The 24,552-nt window shown below is 59.4% G+C and carries 30 protein-coding genes and 1 pseudogene; 10 read left to right on the top strand and 21 right to left on the bottom strand.

The features are described from left to right. From LG371_RS12455 to LG371_RS12065, 3 genes are all read right to left on the bottom strand, one after another. Window positions 1–503: PaaI family thioesterase (locus tag LG371_RS12455; protein WP_225748629.1), on the bottom strand; the 503-nt coding region annotated here is incomplete at its 3' end. A 321-nt stretch (window positions 504–824) separates the two neighbouring features. Then, window positions 825–1,682 carry a ScpA family protein gene (locus LG371_RS12070; protein WP_067593648.1) on the bottom strand — a complete coding sequence of 286 codons (858 nt, stop codon included), beginning with the start codon at window positions 1,680–1,682 and terminating at the stop codon, window positions 825–827. A 128-nt stretch (window positions 1,683–1,810) separates the two neighbouring features. Continuing rightward, entirely contained in the window at window positions 1,811–2,197 is a 387-nt protein-coding gene (locus LG371_RS12065; RefSeq protein ID WP_225748628.1) for a hypothetical protein, read from the bottom strand. Between the two features lie 95 nt (window positions 2,198–2,292). Here LG371_RS12065 and LG371_RS12060 point away from each other — a divergent pair, with 95 nt between their 5' ends. From LG371_RS12060 to LG371_RS12040, 5 genes are all read left to right on the top strand, one after another. Further along, window positions 2,293–3,000 (top strand): B3/4 domain-containing protein, encoded by a 708-nt coding sequence (locus LG371_RS12060; protein ID WP_225748627.1) that lies wholly within the window; start codon window positions 2,293–2,295, stop codon window positions 2,998–3,000. A gap of 180 nt (window positions 3,001–3,180) precedes the next feature. Beyond that, window positions 3,181–3,639 (top strand): hypothetical protein, encoded by a 459-nt coding sequence (locus LG371_RS12055; protein WP_156503554.1) that lies wholly within the window; start codon window positions 3,181–3,183, stop codon window positions 3,637–3,639. 226 nt (window positions 3,640–3,865) lie between these two features. Then, window positions 3,866–5,272: a glutamate--tRNA ligase gene (gene gltX / locus LG371_RS12050; RefSeq protein WP_225748626.1), complete on the top strand. Its 1,407-nt coding sequence runs from the start codon at window positions 3,866–3,868 to the stop codon at window positions 5,270–5,272. 170 nt (window positions 5,273–5,442) lie between these two features. Next, on the top strand, window positions 5,443–6,105 hold the full coding sequence (gene hda, locus LG371_RS12045; protein WP_067593659.1) for a DnaA regulatory inactivator Hda: 663 nt from the start codon (window positions 5,443–5,445) through the stop codon (window positions 6,103–6,105). Further along, complete coding sequence (locus LG371_RS12040; RefSeq protein WP_225748625.1) at window positions 6,102–6,764, top strand: HAD family phosphatase; 663 nt, start codon at window positions 6,102–6,104, stop codon at window positions 6,762–6,764. Before hda ends, LG371_RS12040 begins: the two co-directional genes overlap by 4 nt. Before the next feature lie 131 nt (window positions 6,765–6,895). Here the strand turns inward: LG371_RS12040 and LG371_RS12035 are convergent, their stop codons facing one another. From LG371_RS12035 to ilvA, 4 genes are all read right to left on the bottom strand, one after another. Beyond that, window positions 6,896–7,261 (bottom strand): hypothetical protein, encoded by a 366-nt coding sequence (locus LG371_RS12035; protein WP_156503555.1) that lies wholly within the window; start codon window positions 7,259–7,261, stop codon window positions 6,896–6,898. After that, entirely contained in the window at window positions 7,234–7,557 is a 324-nt protein-coding gene (cutA, locus tag LG371_RS12030) for a divalent-cation tolerance protein CutA (RefSeq protein WP_225748624.1), read from the bottom strand. The genes LG371_RS12035 and cutA overlap by 28 nt, the downstream gene beginning before the upstream one ends. Window positions 7,558–7,707: 150 nt before the next feature. Further along, window positions 7,708–8,343: an alpha/beta hydrolase gene (locus LG371_RS12025; protein ID WP_067593667.1), complete on the bottom strand. Its 636-nt coding sequence runs from the start codon at window positions 8,341–8,343 to the stop codon at window positions 7,708–7,710. A gap of 114 nt (window positions 8,344–8,457) precedes the next feature. Further along, the gene (gene ilvA, locus LG371_RS12020) at window positions 8,458–9,984 is read right to left on the bottom strand and encodes a threonine ammonia-lyase, biosynthetic (RefSeq protein ID WP_225748632.1); all 1,527 of its coding nucleotides are present in this window, start codon (window positions 9,982–9,984) and stop codon (window positions 8,458–8,460) included. A 352-nt stretch (window positions 9,985–10,336) separates the two neighbouring features. Here ilvA and LG371_RS12015 point away from each other — a divergent pair, with 352 nt between their 5' ends. After that, on the top strand, window positions 10,337–11,581 hold the full coding sequence (locus tag LG371_RS12015; RefSeq protein ID WP_067593671.1) for a D-alanyl-D-alanine carboxypeptidase family protein: 1,245 nt from the start codon (window positions 10,337–10,339) through the stop codon (window positions 11,579–11,581). A gap of 132 nt (window positions 11,582–11,713) precedes the next feature. On the opposite strand, the gene LG371_RS12305 is transcribed toward LG371_RS12015, so the two are convergent. From LG371_RS12305 to LG371_RS11975, 9 genes and pseudogenes are all read right to left on the bottom strand, one after another. Continuing rightward, the gene (locus tag LG371_RS12305; RefSeq protein ID WP_370632698.1) at window positions 11,714–12,412 is read right to left on the bottom strand and encodes a restriction endonuclease; all 699 of its coding nucleotides are present in this window, start codon (window positions 12,410–12,412) and stop codon (window positions 11,714–11,716) included. Then, window positions 12,392–12,625: pseudogene (locus LG371_RS12300) on the bottom strand (winged helix-turn-helix domain-containing protein); the annotation flags it as partial. The pseudogene LG371_RS12300 and the gene LG371_RS12305, both read right to left, overlap by 21 nt. 223 nt (window positions 12,626–12,848) lie before the next feature. Then, entirely contained in the window at window positions 12,849–14,657 is a 1,809-nt protein-coding gene (aspS, locus tag LG371_RS12005; RefSeq protein ID WP_225748623.1) for an aspartate--tRNA ligase, read from the bottom strand. Between the two features lie 103 nt (window positions 14,658–14,760). Beyond that, complete coding sequence (locus LG371_RS12000; RefSeq protein WP_067593677.1) at window positions 14,761–15,456, bottom strand: DUF502 domain-containing protein; 696 nt, start codon at window positions 15,454–15,456, stop codon at window positions 14,761–14,763. Window positions 15,457–15,736: 280 nt separating this feature from the next. Continuing rightward, a complete protein-coding gene (ykgO, locus tag LG371_RS11995; protein ID WP_067593680.1) occupies window positions 15,737–15,862 on the bottom strand; it encodes a type B 50S ribosomal protein L36 in 126 nt (41 codons plus the stop codon). Between the two features lies 1 nt (window position 15,863). Further along, the gene (locus tag LG371_RS11990; RefSeq protein WP_067593683.1) at window positions 15,864–16,136 is read right to left on the bottom strand and encodes a type B 50S ribosomal protein L31; all 273 of its coding nucleotides are present in this window, start codon (window positions 16,134–16,136) and stop codon (window positions 15,864–15,866) included. Window positions 16,137–16,307: 171 nt separating this feature from the next. Further along, complete coding sequence (locus tag LG371_RS11985; protein ID WP_067593686.1) at window positions 16,308–17,138, bottom strand: septal ring lytic transglycosylase RlpA family protein; 831 nt, start codon at window positions 17,136–17,138, stop codon at window positions 16,308–16,310. 8 nt (window positions 17,139–17,146) lie between these two features. Next, the gene (locus LG371_RS11980) at window positions 17,147–17,611 is read right to left on the bottom strand and encodes a tRNA (cytidine(34)-2'-O)-methyltransferase (protein WP_225748622.1); all 465 of its coding nucleotides are present in this window, start codon (window positions 17,609–17,611) and stop codon (window positions 17,147–17,149) included. A 95-nt stretch (window positions 17,612–17,706) separates the two neighbouring features. Continuing rightward, a complete protein-coding gene (locus LG371_RS11975) occupies window positions 17,707–18,195 on the bottom strand; it encodes a ComF family protein (RefSeq protein ID WP_225748621.1) in 489 nt (162 codons plus the stop codon). On the opposite strand from LG371_RS11975, the gene LG371_RS11970 reads away from it, so the two are divergent. From LG371_RS11970 to LG371_RS11955, 4 genes are all read left to right on the top strand, one after another. Beyond that, on the top strand, window positions 18,194–18,334 hold the full coding sequence (locus LG371_RS11970; RefSeq protein ID WP_225748620.1) for a hypothetical protein: 141 nt from the start codon (window positions 18,194–18,196) through the stop codon (window positions 18,332–18,334). The two genes, LG371_RS11975 and LG371_RS11970, sit on opposite strands and share 2 nt — an antisense overlap. Before the next feature lie 182 nt (window positions 18,335–18,516). Then, on the top strand, window positions 18,517–19,272 hold the full coding sequence (bioH, locus tag LG371_RS11965; RefSeq protein WP_225748619.1) for a pimeloyl-ACP methyl ester esterase BioH: 756 nt from the start codon (window positions 18,517–18,519) through the stop codon (window positions 19,270–19,272). Window positions 19,273–19,355: 83 nt separating this feature from the next. Continuing rightward, complete coding sequence (locus LG371_RS11960; protein ID WP_067593695.1) at window positions 19,356–20,147, top strand: methyltransferase; 792 nt, start codon at window positions 19,356–19,358, stop codon at window positions 20,145–20,147. Between the two features lie 27 nt (window positions 20,148–20,174). Further along, window positions 20,175–20,396, top strand: coding sequence for a hypothetical protein (locus LG371_RS11955; protein ID WP_156503557.1), 222 nt, complete (start codon window positions 20,175–20,177; stop codon window positions 20,394–20,396). Window positions 20,397–20,488: 92 nt separating this feature from the next. Here the strand turns inward: LG371_RS11955 and rapZ are convergent, their stop codons facing one another. The 5 genes from rapZ to LG371_RS11930 form a co-directional block, all read right to left on the bottom strand. Beyond that, window positions 20,489–21,298 carry an RNase adapter RapZ gene (gene rapZ, locus LG371_RS11950; RefSeq protein ID WP_255593152.1) on the bottom strand — a complete coding sequence of 270 codons (810 nt, stop codon included), beginning with the start codon at window positions 21,296–21,298 and terminating at the stop codon, window positions 20,489–20,491. A 25-nt stretch (window positions 21,299–21,323) separates the two neighbouring features. Then, window positions 21,324–22,286: an HPr(Ser) kinase/phosphatase gene (gene hprK / locus LG371_RS11945; RefSeq protein ID WP_067593701.1), complete on the bottom strand. Its 963-nt coding sequence runs from the start codon at window positions 22,284–22,286 to the stop codon at window positions 21,324–21,326. 16 nt (window positions 22,287–22,302) lie between these two features. After that, entirely contained in the window at window positions 22,303–22,752 is a 450-nt protein-coding gene (gene ptsN, locus LG371_RS11940) for a PTS IIA-like nitrogen regulatory protein PtsN (protein ID WP_067593704.1), read from the bottom strand. A gap of 121 nt (window positions 22,753–22,873) precedes the next feature. Beyond that, on the bottom strand, window positions 22,874–23,761 hold the full coding sequence (gene ubiA, locus LG371_RS11935; RefSeq protein WP_067593707.1) for a 4-hydroxybenzoate octaprenyltransferase: 888 nt from the start codon (window positions 23,759–23,761) through the stop codon (window positions 22,874–22,876). 208 nt (window positions 23,762–23,969) lie between these two features. Continuing rightward, window positions 23,970–24,548, bottom strand: a complete 579-nt coding sequence (locus tag LG371_RS11930; RefSeq protein WP_225748630.1) for a chorismate lyase — start codon at window positions 24,546–24,548, stop codon at window positions 23,970–23,972. Window positions 24,549–24,552 lie beyond the last annotated feature (4 nt).

Raw genomic sequence — 24,552 nt, 5'->3', positions numbered from 1 at the left:
GGCTTGGCGTAGAAATCGTGGCTGCCGTCGGGGCGGGTTTTGAAGCGTTTATGCAGCCAGAAATATTGCTCGGGCTGCTCGCGCACGCGCGCTTCGATGAAGTCGTTCATGCGCTGCACGTCGGCGGGGTCTTCTTGGTAGCAGCTGCTGCGCACGAAGGCCACTTGGCCGGCAAGGCGGTAGCATTCGGCGCGGCCGTAGATGCGGCGGCCGGGGGTGGCGGGGTGCATGTAGTCGATGCGCATGTCGAGGGTGGCGAGGATTTCGGCGGTGGGGAGCTGGGCGGTGACGGCGCAGGCGGATACCATGTCGACGAGGGTGGTGATGGTGCCGCCGTGGATGGTTTGGGTGTCGTGGCGGCCGACGAGGTGGGGCTGCCAGTCGAAGCTGAGCACGGGGCGGCGGCCGCGGATGCCTTCGTAGCGCAGGCCGATGGCGCGGGAATGGGGGAGGTCGAGGTAGTGTTGGCTGAGGATGCGGTAGAGTGCTTGGTTGGCGGGCATGGTGTTTTCTGGTGATGGGGTTGGGCTACCTGAAAATTGGAAATAGACAGGGCGGAATTAGGAAACGGCGCGATTTACGCACCGTTCTTTAAGTGGGAGTATCCTCAAGCGATCAATGTCAGAGCGTATTACACGCGCCGCACCCTGATCTCTACGTCCGAAACGGGAATGAGGCATTTCCCACGCGGAAAAATTCTACTCCCGATGCGGGCGATAATCAAGAATGGAGGCTACTTGAAAGCAATGTCTTGCGCAGCAAGGCAGAGTTTCTGCAAAGCTCAAGCCCGGCTTCAACCCAAGTGAAAACCAGCCGGGAATTTTTCAGGTAGCCTCTTCGGCTGCATCGGCGCCGGATTGGAGCGCGGCGTATTCGTCTGCCTCGCCGGGCAGGCTGACGAGGATGTCGCCGAACGCGCCGTTTTCCTGGGTGAGGCGCACGAGGCCTTCTTTCACCAGCTCGAGCAGGGCGATGAAGCACACCACCACCTGCGCCACGCCGCGCTCGGGCGCAAACAGCCGGCTGAAGCGGCAGCCGCCGTCTTGCAGGCGGCGCAGAATGTGGCTCATGGTGGCGCGCACGGAGAGGGCTTCGTTTTCCTGCACCACGGTATGGCTGCGGCGCTGGCCGGCGCGGGCGAGGATGGCGAGCCAGGCCTGGGTGAGGTCGGAGAGGCGCACTTCGGGCGGACGCACGGCGGCGGTGATTTCCAGCGGCAGGTAGGCCCAGGAGAAATCGCGGCCGGCGCGGGGCAGGGCGTCGAGGCCGAGGGCGGCGAGTTTCATCTGCTCATAAGCCAAAAGGCGGCGCACCAGCTCGGCGCGGGGGTCGGCCGAATCTTCGTCTTCGGCAGCGGGCGGCACGGGCAGCAGCAGGCGGGATTTGATTTCGATCAGCACGGCGGCCATCAGCAGGTACTCGGCGGCCAGATCGAGGTTTTGCTCGTTCATCTGGGCGATGTAGGCGAGGTATTGCTCGGTGATTTTGAGCATGGGGATGTCGAGTACGTCGATGTTTTGCTTGCGGATGAGGTAGAGCAGCAAATCGAGCGGGCCTTCGAAGCTGTGCAGCACCACTTGCAGCGCATCGGGCGGGATGAAGAGGTCGGCGGGCAGGTCGGTAACGGGCTGGCCGAACAGGGTGGCGATATTGGGCGGGGTGCTGGCGGGGGAGTGGGGCATGGCTTTGGCTTGCTTTGGAACTACGCTTTAGCTTCGCAGAAACTCCGCCTTGCTGCGCAAGACATCGTTTTAACTACGTTGAAGCTTACGCTTTCAGGTAGCCTGATTTAAAACAGAAACGGTATGGATTAAAACTCAATGTAGTCATCGTTATCCATATAGTAATTCAGTGCGGCAATGAATTGCTCTTTGGTGAAATCGGGATAACGGTCATCCAAATCATCGTAAACATCCATAAAAATCTCCCCGCTGCATAAAACGCTCAATCCGTTTTCCAGCACGAGTTTCGGGAAAACTTCTTTTTTGTCAATTATCTCCGGGCTGTCGCTTAGATAACAGCTTGTGGTGAGCTTGAGCGGGCCGCTATCTTCGTCGGCAGAGTAGAGATAGGGAAATTTTGCAAATTTATCTGTATCATTATTATTAAATAATTTAGCACAATCAATTACTTCTGAGAGGCTGAGTTGCTGATTGTAAAAGTTACCCAAGCCCATTTTTTCCCCTTGTGGTGTCATCAATATTTGCTTAACAGCGTGAAAAGGCTTGGCATTATAGGGCAGACAGGGCAGAATTGCCGCACTTTGCCAACCCAAATTTAGGAGAAGAAGCGATGAAATTCGTGGTAAACCGCAAACTGTTTGAAGAATTTGTCGGCCTGCGTATCGGCGTGAGCGTGGCGAACGGGGTAAACAATAAGGTGGACGCGGCGGCTTTCCTGCCGCAGTTGCAGCAGGCGGCAGCGGACGCGGCCGAGGCCTGCGCCGGGCAGCCGGTGGCGCAGTTGCCGAAGATTGCGGCCTGGCGAGAGGCTTACCGCAAGTTTGGCGTGAAGGCCAAGGAATACCCGAGCTCGGTCGAGGCGCTGTATAAGCGCGTGTCGAAGGGCAAGGAGCTGGGCAGCATCAGCCCGCTGGTGGACATTTATAACTATATTTCGCTGAAATACACCGTACCGGTGGGCGGCGAGGATTTGAGCGCGATGCAGGGCGATTTGCAGCTCACTTATGCCGGATCGGGCGAAGTGCCGGTAGTGGTGCTGGGCAAAGACGAAGCGCAGGCACCGGCGGAAGGCGAAATTTTCTACAAAGACGACGCGGGCGCCATCTGCCGCCGCTGGAACTGGCGCGAAGTGGCGCGCACGGTGATTACGGAAAACACCGTGCGCTGTGTGTTTGTGATTGAGGCACTGCCGGAAGTGGGCGATGAAGAACTGCGCGCGGCGCAGCAAGAGTTGGGCGCGCTGATTGAGCAATACTGCGGCGGCAAGCTGGTGCATCATGTGCTGGATGCCGGCTGTGCGGAAGTGCCTCTGGATTGAGCAGGGCCAGCCGTATAAACCGAGAGGCTACCTGAAAATATTTCGACAACGCAGAAACTCTGCATATGCTTTCAGGTAGCCTCCTTTCCATCCAGTCAAGCCCATACAAGACTTCTCTCTATTCTCTTTCTGCTGGGAGTAGAATTTAGCAAAATCTGCAACCGATAAGAGGCTTCTACCATGAAAATTTTATTGCTTATTGTTTTATCTTCATTGGTTTGCTCTTCGGCCTATGCGAGAGCACCCGTGAAAACGATTTTTTCCTGTACCACCACAAACGGTAAACAACTAACCGTGCAGCGGCAGGGGGCGGACTATGTGTACAGTTTCGGCCGCAAAGGGCGGCCGGAGTTAGTGTTCCGCAATTCAAAACGAAATGTGGTTGCGCGAAGCATTACCAGCTCAATGCCGGCCGCAATCGGCATAGGTGGATTTTGGTCGGAAATGAATATGATAAATCGGGGATACGAATATAGTGTTTTTTGGAGGGTGAACAATGATGACGAACACACGATTACGCAAGGCGTTGAGGTGACTAAGCTGAACCGGAGGAATGATTTAAGGTACAACAGCCCAGTCATTCTCTGTGATGATCGATATCCCATTATTGATAACCCAGACCCTGAGTTTATGCTTTAACCAGTAAATTTATCACCTCGAATGCTGTCTGCTTTCAGGCAGTATTTTTATTATGAAGTTAAATTAGTGATACCGTCGTTCTATCCAATAGCCAATCCGATGGAATATGGAAGGCTACCTGAAATTTTCAGGTAGCCCCTACCCTTACCACCCAAGCCCAAGCTAGAAAAAGCCCGCTCTTTGGCGATACAATACCGCCTTTCCCAATTCCACCCGAAAGCCAGCCATGACCATCAAAACCCGTTTCGCCCCCAGCCCCACCGGCTACCTGCACATCGGCGGCGTGCGCACCGCCCTCTACTGCTGGGCCTTCGCCAAACACCACGGCGGAGAATTCCTGCTGCGCATCGAAGACACCGACTTAGAGCGCTCCACTGCCGAATCCGTGAAAGTTATCCTCGACGGCATGCAGTGGGTTGGCCTGCATGCCGACAATGCCGACCACATCGTCTATCAAACCCAAAACTTCCCGCGCTATAAAGAACTTATCCAAAAACTGCTCAACGAAGGCCACGCCTACCATTGCTATTGCAGCAAAGAAGAGCTGGCCGAAATGCGCGAACGCGCCGAGCGCGAAGGCACCGCCACCTACGACCGCCGCTGGCGCCCCGAGCCCGGCAAAACCCTGCCGCCCATCCCCGAAGGGCGCGAACCCGTCGTCCGCTTCAAAAGCCCGATTGACGGCATTACCACCTGGCACGACTTGGTTAAAGGCGAAATCAGCATTCCCAACGCCGCGCTCGACGACCTCATCATCGCCCGCGCCGACGGCAGCCCCACCTACAACTTCTGCGTGGTGGCCGACGACTACGACATGGGCATCACCCACGTAATCCGCGGCGACGACCACGTGAATAACACCCCCAAACAAATCAACATCTTCAAAGCCCTCGGCGCCACCCCGCCCGCATACGCCCACCTGCCGATGATTTTGAACGAGCAGGGCAAAAAAATCTCCAAACGTAGCGGCGACACCGTGGCCATCACCGAATACGAAGCCCTCGGCATCCTGCCCGAAGCCCTGCTCAACTACCTCGCGCGGCTGGGCTGGGCGCACGGCGACGACGAATTCTTCACCATGCAGCAATTTGTGGAATGGTTTGATTTGGCGCACGTTTCCTCCTCTGCAAGCCGCATGGACGCGAAAAAGCTGTATTGGATCAACGCCGAACACATCAAAGCCGCCGCCAATGCCGAGCTGGCCGGATTGGTGCTGCCGCGCCTGGAGCAACAAGACGTTGCCGTTGCCGCAGGCCCCAAATTGGAAGACGTGCTCGCCCTAGTGAAAGACCGCGCCCACGATTTGAACGCGCTGGCCGCCGAGTGCGCCTATTTCTACCGCAAAGGCGTGCCCGCCGAAGCCGACGTGGCCAAGCATTGGGATGCCGAAGCCCACGCCCGCATGCAGCGTTTTGCCGACCGGCTGGCCGGGCTGCCGGAGCAGGATTGGACGGCGGAGCACATCCACAACCTGTTCGCCCCGTTCTGCGAAGCCGAAGGCATCAAAATGGGCAAACTCGGCATGCCCCTGCGCCTGGCCGTGTGCGGCACGGCGAAAACCCCGAGCGTGGATGCCGTGCTGGCGCTGATTGGCAAAGCAGAAGTGCTGCGCCGCATCCGCGAATCGGCTTAGCGCAGAAGGCTACCTGAAAGCGTGAGCTTCAACGAAGTTAAAATGATGCGGCGCGTTTTTCAGGTAGCCTTTGTTTTGTAGAAAAGCCGTGGTAGCTGTACGCATATTTTAGCTTCGCAGAAACTCCGCCTTGCTTCGCAAGACATTATTTTCAGGTAGCCTTATCCACCGTGAACCAGTTAATCCTCAATTTTCCCGACACCCCGCCCGGCTTCGATACCTTCTTCGGGCAGGGCAACGGCGAGCTGCTGCATGTGTTGCGGCAGCAGCGCGAGCCGTTTGTGTATGTGTGGGGCGCGGCCGGCGCCGGCAAGAGCCATTTGCTGCGTGCGTGGGCGGCGCAGGCGCAAGCTGCTGGGCAGGCCGCGCGTTATCTGGATGCCGCCGCCGAACCGCTGCGCGAGCTGCCGCCCGCAGGCTGCCGCCTCGCGCTTGACCAAATCGAGCAGCTCGATGCCGAAGGGCAGGCCGTATTGTTCAATCTGTGCAACCGCATCCGCCAGAGCGGGCAGGGCGCGCTCCTGATTGGCGCTAATGTGCCGCCGCCGCATCTGCATGTGCGCGAAGACTTGCGCACCCGCATGGGCTACTGCCTGGTGTATGAAATCAAACCCTTGAGCGACGAAGAAAAGCTGGCCGCCCTTGAAGCCGCCGCCCAAGCCCGCCAGCTCAAAGTGTCGGGCGACATCTTCCGCTACCTGCTGCACCACTGGAGCCGAGACCTCGGCAGCCTGATGGCCATGCTCGACGCCCTCGACCGATATTCCCTCTCCCAACACCGCCCCATCACCGTGCCGCTGCTCAAGCGGCTGCTGCAACAGGACAGCCCATGAACCTCGCCATTTTCGATCTCGACCACACCCTCATCAACTGCGACTCCGGCACCGAATGGAGCAACTTCCTGCAAGAAGAAGGCATCTACGACGAAGCCGATATGCAGCGACACCGCCAATTCGACCAAGACTACCGCGACGGCTGCCTCGATTTAGACGCCTACCTTGCCTTCATCCTGCGTGCGCTCGCCGAACGCAGCCGCGCCGAGCTTGATGCCATGCACCGCGTTTTCATGCAGCGCCACATCCTGCCGCATATCAGCCCGATGGCGCGCCAGCTCGTGGCCGGCCACCGCGACGCCGGCGACAGCCTGCTGCTGATTTCCGCCACCAACGAATTCATCATCACCCCCATCGCCCGCGAATTCGGCATCGGCGAAGTGATCGGCATCCGCCTGGAAACCGACGCCAAAGGCAACTACACCGGCCATTATCTCAGCACGCCCAGCTTCCAGGCCGGCAAAGTCACCCGCCTGCAACAATGGCTCGCTGAGCGCGGCCAAACCCAAGCCGACTACGAAAAAATCTATTTCTACAGCGATTCCCGCAACGACTTGCCGCTTTTGGAACAGGTGAACCAGCCCGTGGCCGTGAACCCCGACCCGGTGCTGCTCGCCGCCGCCCAGCAGCACGGCTGGCCGGTGTTGAACTTCTTTTAAGCCTTAGTCGGCCTACGCCTGCTGTGGAAACGTGCGTGCGGAATGCAAAACAGGCTACCTGAAAATTTCAGGTAGCCTGTTTTAATGTTATTGGTGTGTTTGGGCTGGGGTTTGCGCCGGCATTCGGATTTTCAGGTAGCCTTTTGTTGGGAAAGCACATAATCGGCCAGGGTTTGGTAGCCGTAGCCTTCGCGGTTAGACAGGGCGGCGGCCAGCTGTTGTTCGCATTCGGCATCGTGCGGATGGGTGGCGAGGCGGGCAAACAGTGCGGCGATGTGCTGCGCACCGATTCGGCGGAAGGCGGCGGCGAAGGTTTGGGCGGGGTATTGAGAGCAGAATTCGGCGCCCATGTCGGCGAGCAATTCGGCTTCGGCAACGAGGAATACGGTTTGCTGCCAAAGCTTGAGCCGGTCGAGGCCGTGTTGCGAGCCTTCGTTGATGGCGGCTTCGATGGCGGCTGCGGCGTCCATCACGGGGCGAGGTTGTCTTGCAGCCATTGCAGGTAGCCTGCGGCGCCGCCGGATACGCGCAACAGCAGGATTTGCGGGCAGTCGTAGGGGTGGTGCTCAAGGATGAGGCGTTCGACGGCGGGGTAGTGGCGGGTGTCGGTTTTGATGGTGAGGCGGATTTCTTCGTCGCGGCAGATTTCGCCCTGCCAGCGGTATTGGCTTTGGATGGCTTGGTATTGCACGCAGGCGGCGAGGCGCTGTTGCAGCAGCAGGCTGCCGATGCGTTCGGCTTCGGCTTGGCCGGGGCAGGTGGTGAGGACGATGGCGGGTTGGCTGGCGGGCATGGTATGTGGGGCGTTTGGTTTCAGGTAGCCTTGGCATGCGCTGCGAGCTACCTGAAAAGTGGTTTGGGTTTTTCAGGTAGCCTTCCCAATGCTTGGGGCTACCTGAAAATAAACGAAGTGAGTTTCAGCGAAGCGAAAAATATGGCGGCTTTATTTTTCCAGCACGCCGGGCACAAAGCGCAGCAGGGTGTCGCGCAGGGGGATGAGTTTGCCGTGGAAGAAGTGGGAGGATTGGGGCAGCACGACCACGGGGATGTCTTGCGGGGCGGTCCAGGAGAGCGCGTTGGCGAGGGGGACGACTTCATCAATTTCGCCGTGCACCACGAGGGTGTGGGCGGGGTCGGCGGCCTGTGCGGCGGGCGTTTCGTACATGCCGACGGCGGGGCCGATGAGCACGAGGGCGTCGGGGCGGCGCTGTTGGGCGGCAAACAGGCTCACGTAGCCGCCGAAGGAGAAGCCGGAAATGAGGAGTTGGGCGGCTTGCAGGTGTTGGCTTTGGGCGTAGTCGATCACGGCTAGGCAGTCGTCGGTTTCGCCGCGGCCGTAGTCGTGTTCGCCTTCGCTTTCGCCCACGCCGCGCAGGTTGGGCAGGTAGCAGTGGAAGCCGAGGCGGGCATAGACTTTGGCGGCGGTTTGGATAACTTTGTTGGTGAAGGTGCCGCCGTGCAGGGGGTTGGGGTGGTTGATAACGGCCACGCCGCGCTCGGGGGCTTCGGGCGGCAGGTAGATGGTGTGCAGGCGGCCGGCGGGGCCGTTGATCCAGAGGAGGTGTTGGGGGGGGAGCATGGTGGTTCTTTTTGTTTGTTAAAGGGTTTGGGTTTTCAGGTAGCCTGATGAAGGGCTGGAAGGCTACCTGAAAATTATATACGGGTTGATACGGATTACGCGGCGGGCAGTAGGCTAGGCCTGGCCGAGAAACAGGCGGTAGGCGGCGTTGCCGGTTTGCTCGGTGTGCACGTAGCCGAGCTCTTGCAGGAAGGTGGCGAAGGCTTGGCTGTCGGCCGGCGGCACGTCGATGCCCACCAGCACGCGGCCGTAGTCGGAGCCGTGGTTGCGGTAGTGGAAGAGGGTGATGTTCCAGCCGCTCTGCATGCGGCCGAGGAAGTAGGCCAGGGCGCCGGGGCGTTCGGGAAATTCGAAGCTGAAGAGGCGCTCGTGGGCGACTTTGTTGGTGCGGCCGCCCACCATGTAGCGGATGTGGATTTTGGCGGTTTCGTCTTCGGTGAGGTCGGTGTTGGGCAGGCCGGCGGCGGTGAGCTCGGCGCTGATGGCGGCAAGGTCGGCGGCACCGCGGCTTTGGATGCCCACGAAGATGTGGGCGGTGGCGTCGTCGCCGTAGCGGTAGTTGAACTCGGTGATGTTGCGGCTGCCCAATACGTTGATAAATTTTAGGAAGCTGCCGGGCTCTTCGGGAATCGACACGGCGAAGATGCCTTCGTTGCCTTCGCCCAGCTCGCTGCGCTCGGACACATGGCGCAGGCGGTGGAAATTGATGTTGGCGCCGCTGGTAACGGCAATCAGGGTTTGGCCTTGCGCCTGCTCGCGGGCGATGTAGGCCTTGAGCCCGGCCAGGGCCAGCGCGCCGGCGGGCTCACAGATGCTACGGGTGTCGTCGAAAATGTCTTTGAGCGCGCCGCAGATGGCATCGGTGTCCACGGTGATGATGTCGTCTAAGAGCTCGCGGCACAGGCGGAAGGTTTCTTCGCCCACCAGCTTCACGGCGGTGCCGTCGGAGAAGAGGCCTACGTCTTTGAGCTCAACCAGGCGGCCGTGTTGGATAGAAGTTTTCATGGCGCAGGAATCGTGGGTTTGCACGCCAATAACTTTGATTTCGGGGCGCACCTGCTTGATGAACACGGCTACGCCGGCTGCCAGCCCGCCGCCGCCGATGGGCACGAACACGGCATCGATCGGCTTGGAGTGTTGGCGCACGATTTCCAGCCCGATGGTGCCTTGGCCGGCGATCACGTCGGGGTCGTCGAAGGGCGGGATATAGGTTTGGCCGCTCGCGGCGGCAAGCTTTACGGCGTGGTCGTAGGCATCATTGAACGACACGCCTTTGAGCACCACTTTGCCGCCGCGCGAGCGCACTGCGTCCACCTTGATCTGCGGCGTGGTTTCCGGCATCACGATGGTGGCCTCGCAGCCGAGCTTTTGCGCGGAAAGTGCCACGCCCTGCGCGTGGTTGCCGGCGCTGGCGGTAATCACGCCTTTTTGCAGCAGCTCGGGTGGCAGCTTAGCCATTTTGTTATATGCGCCGCGGATTTTGAAGGAAAACACCGGCTGTAGGTCTTCGCGCTTGAGCAGGATGCGGTTGCCGCTGCGCGCGGAGAGGTTGCGGGCGAAGTCGAGCGGGGTTTCGGCAGCCACGTCGTAAACGGAGGCGGTGAGGATGCGGGTGAGGTAGTCGGTGTGATCTTGCGGCATGATGATGCGGAAATAGGGCGGAAAAAGCGGCAAGATACTCCGATTGCGCCGCCGCTGGCAAGAAAAATCAGGTTAAACGCTTAGCAAGGCAGGCTTGAGCGGCTATAATCGGCGCGATTTTGCCCACGGCTCGGCCGCCCAAAGGCTACCTGAAAAATGTGGCTGCGGCGTCAGCGAAACATCGTTTTGGCTCCGCAGAAACTCTGCTTCCTTCGGAAACATCGGTCCACTTCGTTGAAGCTCATGCTTTAGCTTCGCAGAAACTCAGCCTTGGTTTCGCCAAGACATCATTTTCAGGTAGCCTCCCGCCGGGACGAAGCAAACCAATCCAACCAAACCCACAGACAATGCAATGAACCAGAAACTCACCCTCCTCACCGTCTCCCTCATCCTCGCCGGCTGGCAGGCGCAAGCCGCGCCGCAGGCTGCTTCTGCTGCCAGCCCAGCCTCTGCGCCCGCCGCCGCATCCGCCCCGGCCGCCGCTGCCAACTCGGCTTCCGCCCAGCCCGCCGTCGTGGGGCTACCTGAAATCAAAGCCTCCGCCTATGCCGTGTTTGACGCGCAAAGCGGCCAAATGCTCGCTGCGCACAAGATAAACGAGCACGTCGAGCCCGCCTCGCTCACCAAGCTGATGACTGCCTATTTGGTGTTCAAAGCGCTGGAAGAAGGCAAGCTCAAGCCCGAGCAAACCTTCACCGTATCCGAGCAGGGTTGGAAAGTGGAAGGCTCGCGCATGTTCCTCGATCCGAAAACCCCCGCCAGCGTAAACGACCTGCTCAAAGGCCTGATTGTGCAATCCGGCAACGACGCCTCCATCACCCTGGCCGAAGCCGTGGCCGGCACCGAAGCGCAGTTTGTGCAGCTGATGAACGCCGAAGCCAAACGGCTCGGCATGCGCGACACCAATTTTGAAAACAGCACCGGCCTGCCCGGCGCTCAGCACTACACCTCGGTGCAGGATTTAATCACCCTCTCCGACGCCATCATCCGCGACTACCCGCAATACTACCCGCTCTACGCCATCCAATCCTTCAGCTACAACAACATCACCCAGCCCAACCGCAACCTGCTGCTCTACCGCGACCCGGATGTGGACGGCATGAAAACCGGCCACACCGACAGCGCCGGCTACAACCTGGTCGCCTCCAGCAAGCGCAACGGCCGCCGCGTGATTTCCGTGGTGGTGGGCACCGAAAGCATGCAGGCGCGCGCCGCCGAGAGCAGCAAACTGCTCAACTGGGCGCTGCAAGCCTACGACACGCCCAAGCTCTATGACGCCGGCACCGCCATTTCGCAGGTGAAGCTGTATAAAGGCGCGGAAAACGCTGTGAACGTGGGCTTCCTCGACGCCACCTACATCAGCGTGCCGCACGGCCAGGCGGCGCAGCTTAAGCCGGTGCTGGAAACTGTGCAGCCCGTGCTCGCGCCGATTACCAAAGGCCAGGTGCTCGGCACGGTGAAATTCATGGACGCGCAAAACCGCGTGGTGGCGCAGAAAGACGTGGTGGCGCTGGAAGACGTGGCCGAAGCCGGCTTCTTCGGCCGCCTGTGGGACAGCATCGTGCTGTGGTTTAAGAGCATGTTTAGCGGCTCTTAACGCGGATTGATTGGCGAATAAAGGCTACCTGAAAATGCAGCGCAGCAGAGTTTCTGCGAAGCTAAAATTTTTCAGGTAGCCTTTTGTTGTTTTGTATAGCAAGTTGTCTAGGCTGGCTCTTATAGATAGCAATCAGTTGTCGCTGTCGGCATCATTGGGGATTTCGTCCCAATAATCGGTATCCAGCTTTTTGATGGTAATGGTTTGTTCCACCTGCATGCCTAAGTTGTATTGATAGATATATTCGGCCAGTTTGTTGCCATCGATTAAAACAATGCGGGCATTGGGGATGGTTTCGGCATATTTGCGGGCATCATCGGAATAACGGGCGGTGGTAATAAAAACGCCTTTATTGGCATTACTGCCCAACAATGCGCCGGCAAAACTTTGGATTTCCGGCCTGCCGATGGTTTTATCGCGTTGGTAGCGTTTGGCTTGGATGTGAATGCGGCCTAAACCGAGCACATCTTCGCGGATTTCGCCGTCTATGCCGCCGTCTCTGCTTTGTTTGGTTACCCGACCTGATTTATCTAGTGCGCCGCCATAGCCCATTTTTTGCAGTAATTCAATCACCAGACGTTCAAACGCAGCAGGGCTTTTGCTGAGAATGGTATCCAAGATTTCGCGATATACGCCTTGACGGATGTCTTGATAAGAATCGTAGAGCCGCTCTTGCGGCGTGCTTTCTAGAGTATTGGATTGGGTGGCAACCATGCTTGCTATCGGGTGTTTCTGCTTGCCTTGCTCCCGCTCTATCATTTTTTGTTTGACGTATTCGTTAATTTCTTCGGAAGATTTTTTCGCGTATTCCCTTCCCAAACTGCTGATCACATAGTGGCCACGTTTGGGCCTGACAAGCAAGTCAGTCATAGCGAAATAGCTGAGTGCCCAAGAAATGCGGTCTGGGAAAATTGCACCGTTGCCAGATTCATATTCCTGGGAAACCTCTTCATCGCTCAACTTGAAATGCTGCTTTAATGGCAGGATTAAATCAGATTTTTTCCATATTTTGCCATCACTCAATAGATCAAGAATGGGCTGGCGTAAATCATCAAATGCGGAATAGTCATGATCTGGATGCTTTGAATGGTTGCTTTGGAAATGTGCTAACTGTTTTCAGGTAGCCGGATAGGGAATTGGATATGCTGAGATTATAGCAAAGAGCTTGTTACTTCAGATACATAAAGGCTACCTGAAAACGCAGCGCAGCGGAGTTTCTGCGGAGCTAAAATTTTCAGATAGCCTTTGTTTTACCGGCAGGCGGGGGTTAGCCTTCTTTCTGCTCGCTTGCTTTTTGGCGCAGGCGCAGGTGCAGTTCGCGCAGTTGGAGTTCGTCCACATGGTTGGGGGCGTCCACCAGCAAGTCTTGCGCGCGCTGGGTTTTGGGGAAGGCGATCACGTCGCGGATGGATTCGGCTTGCGCCATCAGTGCCACCAAGCGGTCGAGGCCGAAGGCCAGGCCGCCGTGTGGGGGCGCACCGAATTTCAGGTTATCGAGCAGGAAGCCGAATTTGTTTTGCTGCTCTTCGGGCGTGATTTTCAGCGCGGCGAACACTTTTTCCTGAATGTCGGCGCGGTGGATACGGATGGAGCCGCCGCCGATTTCCCAGCCGTTGAGCACCATATCGTAGGCGCGGGCGAGGCAGTTTTCGGGGTCGGATGCCATCAGATCTTCGTGGCCGGGCTTGGGCGAGGTGAAGGGGTGGTGCATGGCGGCCCAGCGGTCGTTTTCCTCGTCGTATTCGAACATGGGGAAATCGACCACCCACAAGGGTTTCCATTCGTCCACGAAGTAGCCGTTTTCTGCGCCGTGCTCTTTGCCGATTTTGATGCGCAGCGCGCCGATGGCTTCGTTTACCACTTTGGCTTTGTCTGCGCCGAAGAAAATGATGTCGCCGTTTTGCGCGCCGGTGCGCTCGATGATTTCCTTCAAGGCGGCTTCAGACAGAAATTTGACGATGGGCGATTGCAGGCCGCTGTTTTCGCCGTTGCTCAAATTGCTTACGTCGTTCACTTTGATATACGCCAAGCCTTTGGCGCCATAGATGGCCACGAAGTTGGTGTATTCGTCGATTTCCTTGCGGCTGAGTTTCGCGCCGTTGGGCACGCGCAGCGCCACCACACGGCCGCCTTTCATGTCTGCCGCGCCACGGAACACTTTGAATTCTTCCGTTTTCATCAAATCGGTCAGCTCGGTGAATTTCAGGCTGATGCGCATATCGGGCTTGTCGGAGCCGTAGTAGAACATGGCATCGCGGTATTCCATGCGCGGGAAATCGCCGAGGGTAACGTTCATGGTGTTTTGGAAGATTTCCTTCACCATGCCTTCGGTGATGTCCATGATTTCGTTTTCGGAGAGGAAGGAGGTTTCTAAGTCGATTTGGGTGAATTCAGGCTGGCGGTCGGCGCGCAAGTCTTCGTCGCGGAAGCATTTGGTGATTTGATAATAACGGTCGAAACCGGCCACCATCAGCAGTTGTTTGAACAACTGCGGCGACTGCGGCAGGGCGAAAAATTCGCCGGGATGCACGCGGCTGGGCACGAGATAGTCGCGCGCGCCTTCGGGGGTGGAGCGGGTGAGCATCGGGGTTTCGATGTCGATGAAGCCCTGCACGTCCAGATAGCGGCGCACGCCCATGGCTACCTGATAACGCAGGCGCAGGTTGCGCTGCATCACGGGGCGGCGCAGGTCGATGACGCGGTTTTGCAGGCGCACGGTTTCGCTGATGTTTTCGTCGTCAATCATAAACGGCGGCGTGGCGGCGGGGTTCAGGATTTCGATTTCTTTGGCCAAGATTTCGATTTTGCCGGACACCATTTTGTCGTTGGTGGTGCCTTCGGGGCGGTTGCGCACGCGGCCGGTAATGCTCAACACGTATTCGTTGCGGGCGGAATCGGCAAGCTTGAAGGCTTCGGGGGTGTCGGGGTCGATAACGACTTGCACGATGCCTTCGCGGTCGCGCAGGTCGATGAAAATCACGCCGCCGTGGTCGCGCCGGCGGTGTACCCAGCCTTTCACGGTTACGGTTTGGTCTAGGTATTGCTCGCTGATGAGGCCGCAGTAGTTGGTACGCATTTCGGTGTTTCCTGAAAGTGTTTTGTTAAACGATAAGGGCTAATTGTAAAGGTTTGCGGAGTTTTCAGGTAGCTTTTGGAACCGGCAGGGGCTACCTGAAAAATCATTCGGCAGGCTCGGGCAGCTTGGCCGGGGCGGGGGCTTTGCCGTTGGGTTTGTGGTCGTTGGGGGCAACCATGCCCAGCGAAATCACATATTTCAGCGCTTCGTCCACGCTCATGGCCAGGGGGCGGACGTCTTGTTTGCGCACGAAGATGTAGTAGCCGCCGGTGGGGTTGGGCGTGGTGGGCACGTATACGGACAGGTATTCTGTGTTTTCAGGTAGCCCTTGCAGCAGCGATTCGGAAAGGCTGCCGGATACGAAGGCGATGGTCCAGATATCGGGCTGCGGGAAGGGCACGAGCACGGGGGTTTTGAAGGAGCGGCTGTTGTCAGAGAGCAGGCTCTCGGACACTTTTTTCACGCTGGAATAGATAGATTTCACCACGGGAATGCGCCCGAGCAGGCTGTCCCAGCCTTCGATTACTTTGCGCCCGAGCACGTTGGCGCCGAGCACGCCGGTGATAAACAGCACGACGATGGCGAGGATGAAGCCGAGGCCGGGGATGTTGAAGCCGAGGTAGCTTTCCGGCTGCCATTGGCTGGGCAGCAGGTTGAAGAGGTGGTCGGTGGTGGAAACGATGTAGGTCACCACCCAAAGGGTGATGGTGATGGGCAGCCAAACCAGGAGGCCGGTAATCAGGTAGCGTTTGATGGCTTTGCCGATGCCGCTGCTTTCTGACGGGGTGTGCTCGCTCATGCCGGTGTGCGGGGAGGGTGTGGTAAAAATGGCGCATTATACGCGCTTGTGGCGCAAGAAACGAGTGTTTGGGCATGAAAGGCTACCTGAAAAATCCAGCCCGGCTGAAACCTGCTCTGCGAAACCAAAGCGCCTCTGCTTGAACAGGAGAGCGGAATGTGCGCCGGCGGACAAGGCGTTGAATCGGAGGAAGGAGCTTGCCGGGCCGGGCGGGCGGCAGCTTTGGTTTCGCAGAGCAGGCTTGGTTTTCAGGTAGCCCTGATTTCAGATGGCCTGCGGGCTAGCGCTGCCTGGCTTTGAAGCGCGGGTTGGTTTTGCAGATAACGTATACTTTGCCGCGGCGGCGCACTACTTGGCAGTCGCGGTGGCGGGTTTTGGCGGTTTTGAGGGAGGAGAGCACTTGCATTTCAGTTGTCCTTTTTTAGGGCGGCCATCATGTTGCCGTAGCGTTGGTTGAAGGCGCTGGCGCGGCCTTGTTTGTTGTGTTCGCGCTGCTGGCCGGTGTACACGGGATGGGAGGCGGAGGAGGTGTCGAGCATGAACACGGGGTATTCCCGGCCGTCTTTCCACTGCATGGTGCTGCCGGTGGGCGCGCAGGATTTGATCAGCCAGCCTTCTTCGGCGCTGCTGTCGTAGAAAAGGACGGTGCGGTAGTTTGCTGGGTGGATATTGGATTTCATGATTTGCCTTTCATGTGTTATACCATAACATTTAATCACAAGAAGGCGCGTTAGGCAAGAGTGGTTCGCAATTGGGCTGGGAGAATGTGCAGAGAAAAGGCGTGCGGATTGCGGATAAGGAAACAGGCTACCTGAAAATTTTCAGGTAGCCTGTTTGCATGAAAGCTTGGTTTACAGCTCGGTAACGGCTGCTTTGGTTTGGTCGGCCTTTTCTTGGTGGGTGAAGGGGCCCATGCGCACGAGGTAGCCGCCGTTGCGCTGCGGCACCATGAATACCTGCTGCGCGGTGTTGTTTACGTGGCGCAGGCGGGTGGTGGCTTTGACTACGTAGTCGTGGGCATCTTTGCGCTGGTCGAAGCGTTGCAGGTCCACATAAATGTTGCCGGCGGGTTTGGCGGCGGGTTGGGCTTCGGCGCGCGCCTGGCCGGGCAATATCTGCTCGATGTGCACGTTGGCAGTGCCGGCGTGGATGAAGCCGAGCTGGCGGGCGGCGGATTGGGATACGTCGATCACGCGGCTGCTGTGGAAGGGGCCACGGTCGTTGATGCGCACCACCACGCTTTTGCCGTTGGAAAGGTTGGTTACGCGGGCATAGCTGGGGATGGGCAGGGTTTTGTGGGCGGCGGTCATGAGGTTCATATCGTAGCGCTCGCCGGAGGCGGTGAGGCGGCCGTGGAATTGGCGGCCATACCAGGAGGCGCGGCCGGTTTGGCTGAATTGGCGCACATTGGTCATGGGGGTGTAGCGCACGCCGCGCACTTGGTAGCTGCGGTTGGCGGATTGGTGCAGGCGCTCGGGCTTGGCCACGGCGTCTACATGCAGACTGCCCTGGCTGTGGTGTTGCTGCTGGCGGGCGGCGGGTTTGGCCGGCGCGGCTTTGGGTTCGGCGGCGGCGGTGTTGATGAGGGCGGTGCACAAGCCGATGCAGGCGGTTACACCGATGAAGAAGGCGTTTTTCAATTTAGCCAAAACAAACTCCGTTTCTTGAGTGGATAGGGTCATGCCGGCGGCTATATGCCGCCTTGGTAGCCGTTTTGCCGCCAGGCTTCGTAGAGCATCACGGCCACGGTGTTGGCAAGGTTCATGCTGCGGCTGCCGGGGAGCATGGGCAGGCGCAGTTTTTGGTTTTCAGGTAGCCTGCCGAGGATTTCGGGTGGCAGGCCGCGGGTTTCGGGACCGAACAGGAATACGTCGCCCGGCCGGAATTCGGCTTGGTCGGGGCGGGTGTGCCCTTTGGTGGTGAGCGCGAAAATGCGGCGGCCTTCCAAGGCGGCAAGGCAGTCGGCAAAGGTTTCGTGCAGCCGGATTTGGGCGAACTCGTGGTAATCCAGCCCGGCGCGTTTCATTTTGGCGGAATCCAGCGGGAAGCCGAGCGGTTTCACTAAATGCAAATCGGCGCCACTGTTGGCACAGAGGCGGATGATGTTGCCGGTGTTGGGCGGGATTTCGGGCTGGTATAAAACAACGCTGAACATGAAACGTGCAAATAAATTTGGCTGATTTATTGCAAATCAGCCGCTTGGAAACGGGAGGCATGATGCCGTAGCGGGGCGGGTCGGTCAAATTTTTTTCAATCGGGGCGGGCGAGCACCCAGGCATAAACCGCCGCAGCCCCCGCCCGCCGTAAACTTCGGGCAAGTTCGCCGATTGTTGCGCCGGTGGTAACAACATCGTCGATTAACAACACATGACGGTTCTTTACATCGGCAGCGGAGGCTACCTGAAAAACCCCGCGCACGTTTTGCGCGCGCTGCTCTCGGGGCAGGGTGCTTTGCGGCGCACGATGGCTGCGTTTCACCGCAAATGGCGGCAGAAGCGGCAAATTCAAGCCTTGCGCCACGGCTTCGGCCAAGAGCAGGCTTTGGTTGAAACCGCGCCGGTGCAGGCGCGGCACGCTCAGCGGCATGGCCATCACCACATCCGGCGGCGCCGGCCAATCCGGCACGTCGGCCAGCAGCAATTCGGCCAGCGCGGCATATAAATCGTTGCGGCCAAGGAATTTGTAGGCATAAATCAGGTTGCTGATCGGCGGGGCGTAGCGGAAGGCGGTGCGGAGCATGGCCTGCGGCGGAGCTTTCTGCTGGCAATGCCCGCAGGGCAAGCCGGAAGACGACACGCTGGCACACAGCGGGCAGCGTCGGCGCGCATCCAGCCGCAGGGCGTGCAAATCCGCCGTGCAGGCCGCGCACAAAGCCTGATTGCCGGAAGATTCGTGGCATAATACGCAGCGTTTGCCCCGGCTTGAGGCTACCTGAAAACAAGCGCAGCGAGTTTCTGCGAAGCTAAAACGAGCGAAGCAAGTTTCGCCAAAACGAGCGCAGCAAGTTTTCACACAGCGCAAATGCCGCCACTGCCCGCTTAACCAAGTTGAAAGCGCCATATGTATGATTCGATTCCTGTTTTAATGTTGCACGGTTGGGCTGCCAACCACCATATTTTCGACCGTTTGGCCGCCGATTTACCCGAATGCCAAGTGTTGGCGCCCGATTTGCCCGGCCACGGAGCGGCGCAGTTCGACGGCAGTTTCAACGTAGCCGCCGTGGCCGACGCGCTGGCCGCGAAGTTGGGCGAACCCGCGCACCTGCTCGGCTGGTCGCTGGGCGGGCTGGTGGCGCTGCACATTGCCGCCAAATATCCGCAGAAAGTGCGCAGCCTGTGCCTCACCGCCAGTTTCGCCCGGCTCACCGCCGCGCCGGACTACCCCGAAGGCTTGGCCAAACCCGCTCTGGGCAAGATGATACCGCTGTTTGCCCAAGATTTTGCCAAATATATGGGGCAGTTTCTGCAACTGCAATTTTTGCACATCCCCGAACGCGCCCACCTGGCTAACGAAGCCCTGCCCGATATGATACGCCACGGCGTGCCGCCCGGGCTGGAAGCCGCGCTCGAAGCCGCCATGCACACCGACGCCCGCAGCCTGCTGCCGCAAGTGCAATGCCCCGTGCTGCTCGTGTTCGGCGGTAAAGACGGCATCACCCCGCCGCGCATGGGCGAATACCTGCACCGCCACCTGCCCGGCAGCCGCCTGCTGCCGATTGAAAAAGCCGCGCACATCCCGTTTTTGAGCCACGAGAGCGAGTTTGCCGCCGCCTACCGCGCATTCATCGGGCTACCTGAAAAATCCGCCGCCATTTGAAAACATGAGAAAACCGTTTTCAGGTAGCCGCAAAAAGGCTAGCTGAAAACGCCCTCCCACACACACCACAGGCTACCTGAAAAATGACCACCGACCGCTGGCTCGTCCACCGCCGCCTCGCCGAAGACACCGACCAACGCCTGCCCCTCATCGCCGCCGCCCCGAAGCGCATCCTCCTGTTCGGCGCCGACGGCGATAGCAGCCGCCGCCTGCTCGCCGCGCGCTACCCGCAGGCCGAGTTCAGCGAATACGACAGCCGCGCCGGCCATCTGAGTGAAGCCGCCGCCGCACGCCGCCGCAGCTTCTGGCAACGCCTTGCCGGCAAAGGCAAAACCGTGCCCCAACACTGCCAAGCACCATCCACCCCGCTGCCCGAAGCCCAAGCCGACTGGCTGTGGTGCAACCTTGGCCTCGTCAGCTCCGCCGCCCAGCCCGTGCCCGTTATCGAAAACTGGGCGCGCGCCCTGAAAACCGACGGCCTGCTCTTCCTCACCCACTTCGGCCTCGACACTCTCGCCGAAATCATCGGCTACCTGAAAGCCCGCAACATCCCCGTAGCCAGCCCCTTCGCCGACATGCACGACCTCGGCGACATGCTGTTCCACCACGGCTTCTACGACCCCGTGATCGACACCGCCAAGCTGCAACTGGCCTACACCCGCGCCGACACCTTCTGGCAAGACATGGACACGCTCGGCATCTGGGCCGCCCTGCAATTTGCCGACGAAGCCGCCGCCCGCGCCGCCGTCAGCCAAGGTTTCGCCCAAGGCCTGCTGCACACCGTTACCCTGGAAACCGTGTACGGCCACGCCGTGCGCAAGCTGCAGCTGCCGGAAAACGAAAGCCCGGTGCAGTTTTACCCGCGCCGGAAGTAGCCTGGCTTTTCTGCAAATTTATAGTGGATGAAATTTAAATCAGGACAAGGCGACGAAGCCGCAGACAGTACAGGAGTACGGCAAGGCGAGGCAACGCCGTACTGGTTTTTGTTAATCCACTATAGAAGGCTACCTGAAAAAGAGTACATCTGTTTTCAGGTAGCCTTCCGCCTGTTCAGGCTACCTGAAAAAATTGGATTGGCTGAAAACGACGGATTTAAGGGAGCAAACCGAGCTTTTGCCGGGTAGGCTTCAGTGCTGCAAAATTTTCAGGTAGCCTCTTGTTTCCAAAGGTTACCTGAAATTTTCCGGTTATCTGTTTGTATCCACACGGTTTGCCTTCACACGCGGCGGCCGCTGCCGGGGAGCTGGCGGTGGCGCACCCACACGGGGTAGTCGCGCAGGCGTTCGGCCACGGCTTCGGCCACGAATACGGAGCGGTGCTGGCCGCCGGTGCAGCCGATGCCGATGGCGAGCATGTGCACGCGGGTTTGGCGGGCGTATTCGGGCAGCCAGCGGTTGAGGTAGCCGCTGATGTCGGTCACCATCTGCTGCACGGTTTTGAATTGGGCGAAGTAGGCGCGCACGGCTTCGTCGCGGCCGGTGAGATCTCGCAGGGCTTCGTCGTAGTAGGGGTTGGGCAGCGCGCGCACGTCGAAGAGGAAATCCAAATCGAGCGGGGCGCCGTATTTGAAGCCGAAGGATTCCACCACCACCTGCAAGCCGCCTTGGCTGAGGGCGAGCCATTCTTGGATGCGGAATTTGAGGTCGCCGGTGCCGTCTTGGGAATTGTTGATGGAGAAGGCGAAGTCTTGCCAGGGCTGCAATATCTGCCGCTCGGCGGCGATGCTTTCGGCTAGGGTGAGATTGGTGGCGGCGAGGGGATGGCGGCGGTGCTTGCCGTCGAGTCGGCGGATGAGGGTAGTGGTGTCGGCGTGGAGAAAGAGCAGGCGCACGGGGTGGCCTTGGCGGCGGATGGCGCGCAGGCAGTTTTGGATGCTTTCTTTGGCGTAGGGCACGCGGATATCGAGGCTGACGGCGAGCTTGCTGATTTTGCCGGCGGCGGATTGCGCCACCAATTGCGGCAGCAGCGCGGGTGGAATGTTGTCCACGCAGGTGAAGCCCATGGTGTCGAGCAGTTTCAGGGCCACTGTTTTTCCCGAGCCGGTGAGCCCGCTAATCAGCACTATCCTCATGGCTGCGTTCGTCTTCCCTCAGCATGGCGGTGTGGCGTTCTAGAAATTCTTTGGTGCTGTCTTTGCCGCGCGCCTGCAAGATATAGTTGCGCACCGCCGCTTCCACCAATACGGCCAGGTTGCGCCCCACGGCCACGGGCAGCGTGACGGAGCGCACGGCCACGTTGAGGATGGTTTCGGTTTCGCTCTGGATGGAGAGGCGGTCGAGCGTTTTCATGTAGCTGTCGTCGGCCAGCGTGAGATTGATGATGAGCTTGAGCGGTTTGGAGGGCAGCACGGCGGTTTCGCCGAAGATGGCGCGGATGTTGAGCACGCCCAAGCCGCGCACTTCCAAAAAATCGCGCAGCATGGCGGGGCAGCGGCCTTCCAGCGTTTCCGGGCCGGTGCGGTAGAGCTCCACCGCGTCGTCGGCCACCAGGCCGTGCCCGCGAGAAATCAGCTCCAGCGCCAGCTCGCTTTTACCCAGGCCGGAGGCGCCCATCAGCAGCACGCCGATTTCAAACACGTCCAAAAACACGCCGTGCTTCACGGTGGAGGTGGCGAGCACGCGTTGCAGGTAAATCCGCAACACGTCCATTAGGAAGGGGCTTTCGGTTTTGGAGGTGAGCAGCGGCACGTTGTGCGTGTGGCAGTAATCGCGCAGCATGAAGGGCACGGGCAGGTCGTTGGCCACAATCACCAGCGCAATGCTCAGATCGAACAGCTCGTCGAAGCTGGCTTTCACGTCGCCGCTGGCCATTTTGTTCAGATAGGCCACTTCGGCCACGCCCAACACCTGCACTTGGTTGGGGTGGATAAAATTCAGGTGGCCCACCAGCGCCAGCACGGGTTTGTCGGCATCCACGCTGATGCGGTTGTCGGCACCAGCCGTCCCTGCCGACCAAGCCAGATTGAGCTTGGTTTGGTTGTCTTGATAGAGCTTGCGGACAGAGATGCTGGGCATGGGCGGTGTTTAGTGGCTAATCTGCGGTGAGGATGCGGCGGGCTTCTTCGGCGCTCGGGGCGGCCAGAAGCTGCTCGCGCACGGATTTTTCGGAGAGCCGGATGGCCAGGGCCGACAATACTTCCAAATGGCCGCCGGCAGCGTTTTCCGGCACCAGCAATACAAACACTAGCGACACCGGCTTGCCGTCGGGCGCGTCGAAATCCACGGCTTCTTTCAGGCGGATGAAGGCGCCGGTGATGGCTTGCACTTCGGCGTGGCGGCCGTGCGGGATGGCCACACCGTGCCCCAGCGCGGTGGTGCCGAGCTTTTCGCGCGCAAACAGGCAGTCGAATACGGCGGCGCGGCTCAGGCCGGATTCGCTTTCCAGCAGCAGGCCGGCCTCTTCAAACAGGCGCTTTTTGCTGCTCACTTCCAAATCCAGCACGATGTGTGATACGGGCAGGATGTTGCCGATCAGGCTCATGTTACTTCTCTTGCGTAAAAATACATTAAGGGGTGGATTGTACCCGTGCCGCTGCTTTAGGGCAATTTTATGCTGGTCGGCGGAATTTTCAGGTAGCCTTTTTCAGGTAGCCCGAGCTGGTTCAGCCGCCGCTGTAGTGCGCGAGCAAGCCCAGCCACAATGCCCAGCCGATGTGGTTGTTCGACAAAAACACGGCGAAGCAGGCTTGCCTGTTGCGGCTGCGGATGGCGCGGTATTGGCCGCATTGGTGCCACACCGCATAGGCGAGCGCGAGCCAATACGGCCAGCGTGCCTGAATGGCGCAGCCGGCGGCGGCCATCAGCAACACGAACAGTGCGTGGCACAGCATGGCGGCTTCGGCGTCGCGGCGGCCGAAGGTGATGGCGGAGGTTTTGATGCCGATTTTGAGGTCGTCTTCTTTATCGGCCATGGCGTAGATGGTGTCGTAGGCCAGCGTCCAGCAGGCGTTGGCGGCAAACAGCAGCCAGGCCAGCGGCGGGATGTGGTTTTGCACGGCGGCGAAGGCCATGGGGATGCCGAAGGAAAAGGCGAGCCCGAGATAGAGCTGCGGCAGCGGGAAGAAGCGTTTGGTGAAGGGGTAGCTCAGGGCGAGAAAGAGGGCGGGCAGGCTCATCAGCTTGGTGAGCATGTTGAGCGGCAACAGGCAGAGCAGGGCGAGCAGGCACAAAACCACGAGCAGGCACAGGGCTTCGCGCGGGCTCACGCGGCCGGTGGCGAAGGGGCGCTGCTTGGTGCGCTCCACCGCGCCGTCGAAATCGCGGTCGGCAAAGTCGTTGGCCACGCAGCCGGCGCTGCGCATGAAAAAGGTGCCCAGCGCGAAGGCGAGCAGGGTGGGGAAATCGGGCAGGCCGCCTGAAGCCATCCACAGCGCCCACAGCGTGGGCCACAGCAGGAGCAGGGTGCCGATGGGTTTGTCGGCGCGCATCAGTTGCAGATATACGGCGAGGCGTTCGGCTTGGCGGGGGGTGAGGAATGACGGGGTGTGCACGGGGTTCTCAGGGTGTGGTTTTTAGTGTGATTTTTCAGGTAGCCTTCGGGCGCGGGGAGAGGCTACTTGAAAATAGGGTGTTGGATAAAGCGGCGTACCAATTCAATCGGAAGGCTAGCCGAAAAGTAGGGCTGAGCAAGCAGTGAAACTTGCCGGCTATTTTTCAGGTAGCCTTTCGGCTGAGAAAGAGGCTACCTGAAAATAGCCGCTAACCGGCATTAGGCAAAAACTGCTCCAATTCCGGCGCAAACCCTTCGGTCAGCACCATCTTTTCGCCATGCAGCGCAAACTCGGAGCGGCGCAGCCAGGCGGCTCGGGCGGCCTGCGGCTGTTGCGCGATCGGCACGGCGGCGAAGGCGAGCGGGCTGCGCTGCCAAGCCAAGCCCGTGCCGAAGAGCTGTTTGCCTAAAGGCCGCGTGCCGCAAGCCAGAATATTTTGCCACTCAGCAGCGATTTGGCGGCACACGCTGCGCGCCCACACCACCGGCGTTTCATCCAGCAGCAGCCACACTTGGCGCACATGAAACGCCCGACCGCCCAAATCTTCGCCCGGCCACAGTTGCACGGTCTCGCCCTGAAAGGCTACCTGAACGCGCAAATCCGCGCCGGTGGCTTGCAGCGCGGCGGTGAGCGAATCGGCCTGCATCAGGCGGCGCAGGGCGTGCGGGCTGGTGGGCAGGCAGCCGAGGCCGTAGCTGGATTCGGTGGGGTAGGCAACGAGGCCGCCGCGGCGCAGGTGGGCTTTCAGGTGGCGGGCGGCGCTGGCGGAAAGGATGCGGGGGAACATGGTG

Source organism: Eikenella sp. Marseille-P7795 (assembly GCF_916618725.1).
Lineage (GTDB): Bacteria > Pseudomonadota > Gammaproteobacteria > Burkholderiales > Neisseriaceae > Eikenella > Eikenella longinqua.
The sequence above is the reverse complement of the archived record's forward strand: the minus strand, read 5'-3'. Positions and strand labels throughout refer to the sequence as shown.

What these genes read in the sequence shown, in the direction of transcription:
- LG371_RS12040 (WP_225748625.1), top strand. Translation starts at nt 6,102, where the DNA reads ATGAACCTCGCCATTTTCGATCTCGACCACACCCTCATCAACTGCGAC.
- LG371_RS11975 (WP_225748621.1), bottom strand. Translation starts at nt 18,195, where the DNA reads ATGCTCCGCACCGCCTTCCGCTACGCCCCGCCGATCAGCAACCTGATT.
- cutA (WP_225748624.1), bottom strand. Translation starts at nt 7,557, where the DNA reads ATGCCCGCCAGCCAACCCGCCATCGTCCTCACCACCTGCCCCGGCCAA.
- bioH (WP_225748619.1), top strand. Translation starts at nt 18,517, where the DNA reads ATGTATGATTCGATTCCTGTTTTAATGTTGCACGGTTGGGCTGCCAAC.
- LG371_RS11955 (WP_156503557.1), top strand. Translation starts at nt 20,175, where the DNA reads ATGAAATTTAAATCAGGACAAGGCGACGAAGCCGCAGACAGTACAGGA.
- LG371_RS11960 (WP_067593695.1), top strand. Translation starts at nt 19,356, where the DNA reads ATGACCACCGACCGCTGGCTCGTCCACCGCCGCCTCGCCGAAGACACC.
- LG371_RS11990 (WP_067593683.1), bottom strand. Translation starts at nt 16,136, where the DNA reads ATGAAATCCAATATCCACCCAGCAAACTACCGCACCGTCCTTTTCTAC.
- LG371_RS12060 (WP_225748627.1), top strand. Translation starts at nt 2,293, where the DNA reads ATGAAATTCGTGGTAAACCGCAAACTGTTTGAAGAATTTGTCGGCCTG.
- ykgO (WP_067593680.1), bottom strand. Translation starts at nt 15,862, where the DNA reads ATGCAAGTGCTCTCCTCCCTCAAAACCGCCAAAACCCGCCACCGCGAC.
- LG371_RS12035 (WP_156503555.1), bottom strand. Translation starts at nt 7,261, where the DNA reads ATGGCTGCAAGACAACCTCGCCCCGTGATGGACGCCGCAGCCGCCATC.
- LG371_RS12015 (WP_067593671.1), top strand. Translation starts at nt 10,337, where the DNA reads ATGAACCAGAAACTCACCCTCCTCACCGTCTCCCTCATCCTCGCCGGC.
- aspS (WP_225748623.1), bottom strand. Translation starts at nt 14,657, where the DNA reads ATGCGTACCAACTACTGCGGCCTCATCAGCGAGCAATACCTAGACCAA.
- hprK (WP_067593701.1), bottom strand. Translation starts at nt 22,286, where the DNA reads ATGCCCAGCATCTCTGTCCGCAAGCTCTATCAAGACAACCAAACCAAG.
- LG371_RS12025 (WP_067593667.1), bottom strand. Translation starts at nt 8,343, where the DNA reads ATGCTCCCCCCCCAACACCTCCTCTGGATCAACGGCCCCGCCGGCCGC.
- LG371_RS11930 (WP_225748630.1), bottom strand. Translation starts at nt 24,548, where the DNA reads ATGTTCCCCCGCATCCTTTCCGCCAGCGCCGCCCGCCACCTGAAAGCC.
- LG371_RS12065 (WP_225748628.1), bottom strand. Translation starts at nt 2,197, where the DNA reads ATGACACCACAAGGGGAAAAAATGGGCTTGGGTAACTTTTACAATCAG.
- LG371_RS12000 (WP_067593677.1), bottom strand. Translation starts at nt 15,456, where the DNA reads ATGAGCGAGCACACCCCGTCAGAAAGCAGCGGCATCGGCAAAGCCATC.
- gltX (WP_225748626.1), top strand. Translation starts at nt 3,866, where the DNA reads ATGACCATCAAAACCCGTTTCGCCCCCAGCCCCACCGGCTACCTGCAC.
- LG371_RS12070 (WP_067593648.1), bottom strand. Translation starts at nt 1,682, where the DNA reads ATGCCCCACTCCCCCGCCAGCACCCCGCCCAATATCGCCACCCTGTTC.
- ptsN (WP_067593704.1), bottom strand. Translation starts at nt 22,752, where the DNA reads ATGAGCCTGATCGGCAACATCCTGCCCGTATCACACATCGTGCTGGAT.
- LG371_RS11980 (WP_225748622.1), bottom strand. Translation starts at nt 17,611, where the DNA reads ATGTTCAGCGTTGTTTTATACCAGCCCGAAATCCCGCCCAACACCGGC.
- ilvA (WP_225748632.1), bottom strand. Translation starts at nt 9,984, where the DNA reads ATGCCGCAAGATCACACCGACTACCTCACCCGCATCCTCACCGCCTCC.
- LG371_RS12055 (WP_156503554.1), top strand. Translation starts at nt 3,181, where the DNA reads ATGAAAATTTTATTGCTTATTGTTTTATCTTCATTGGTTTGCTCTTCG.
- LG371_RS11985 (WP_067593686.1), bottom strand. Translation starts at nt 17,138, where the DNA reads ATGACCCTATCCACTCAAGAAACGGAGTTTGTTTTGGCTAAATTGAAA.
- LG371_RS11970 (WP_225748620.1), top strand. Translation starts at nt 18,194, where the DNA reads ATGGCCTGCGGCGGAGCTTTCTGCTGGCAATGCCCGCAGGGCAAGCCG.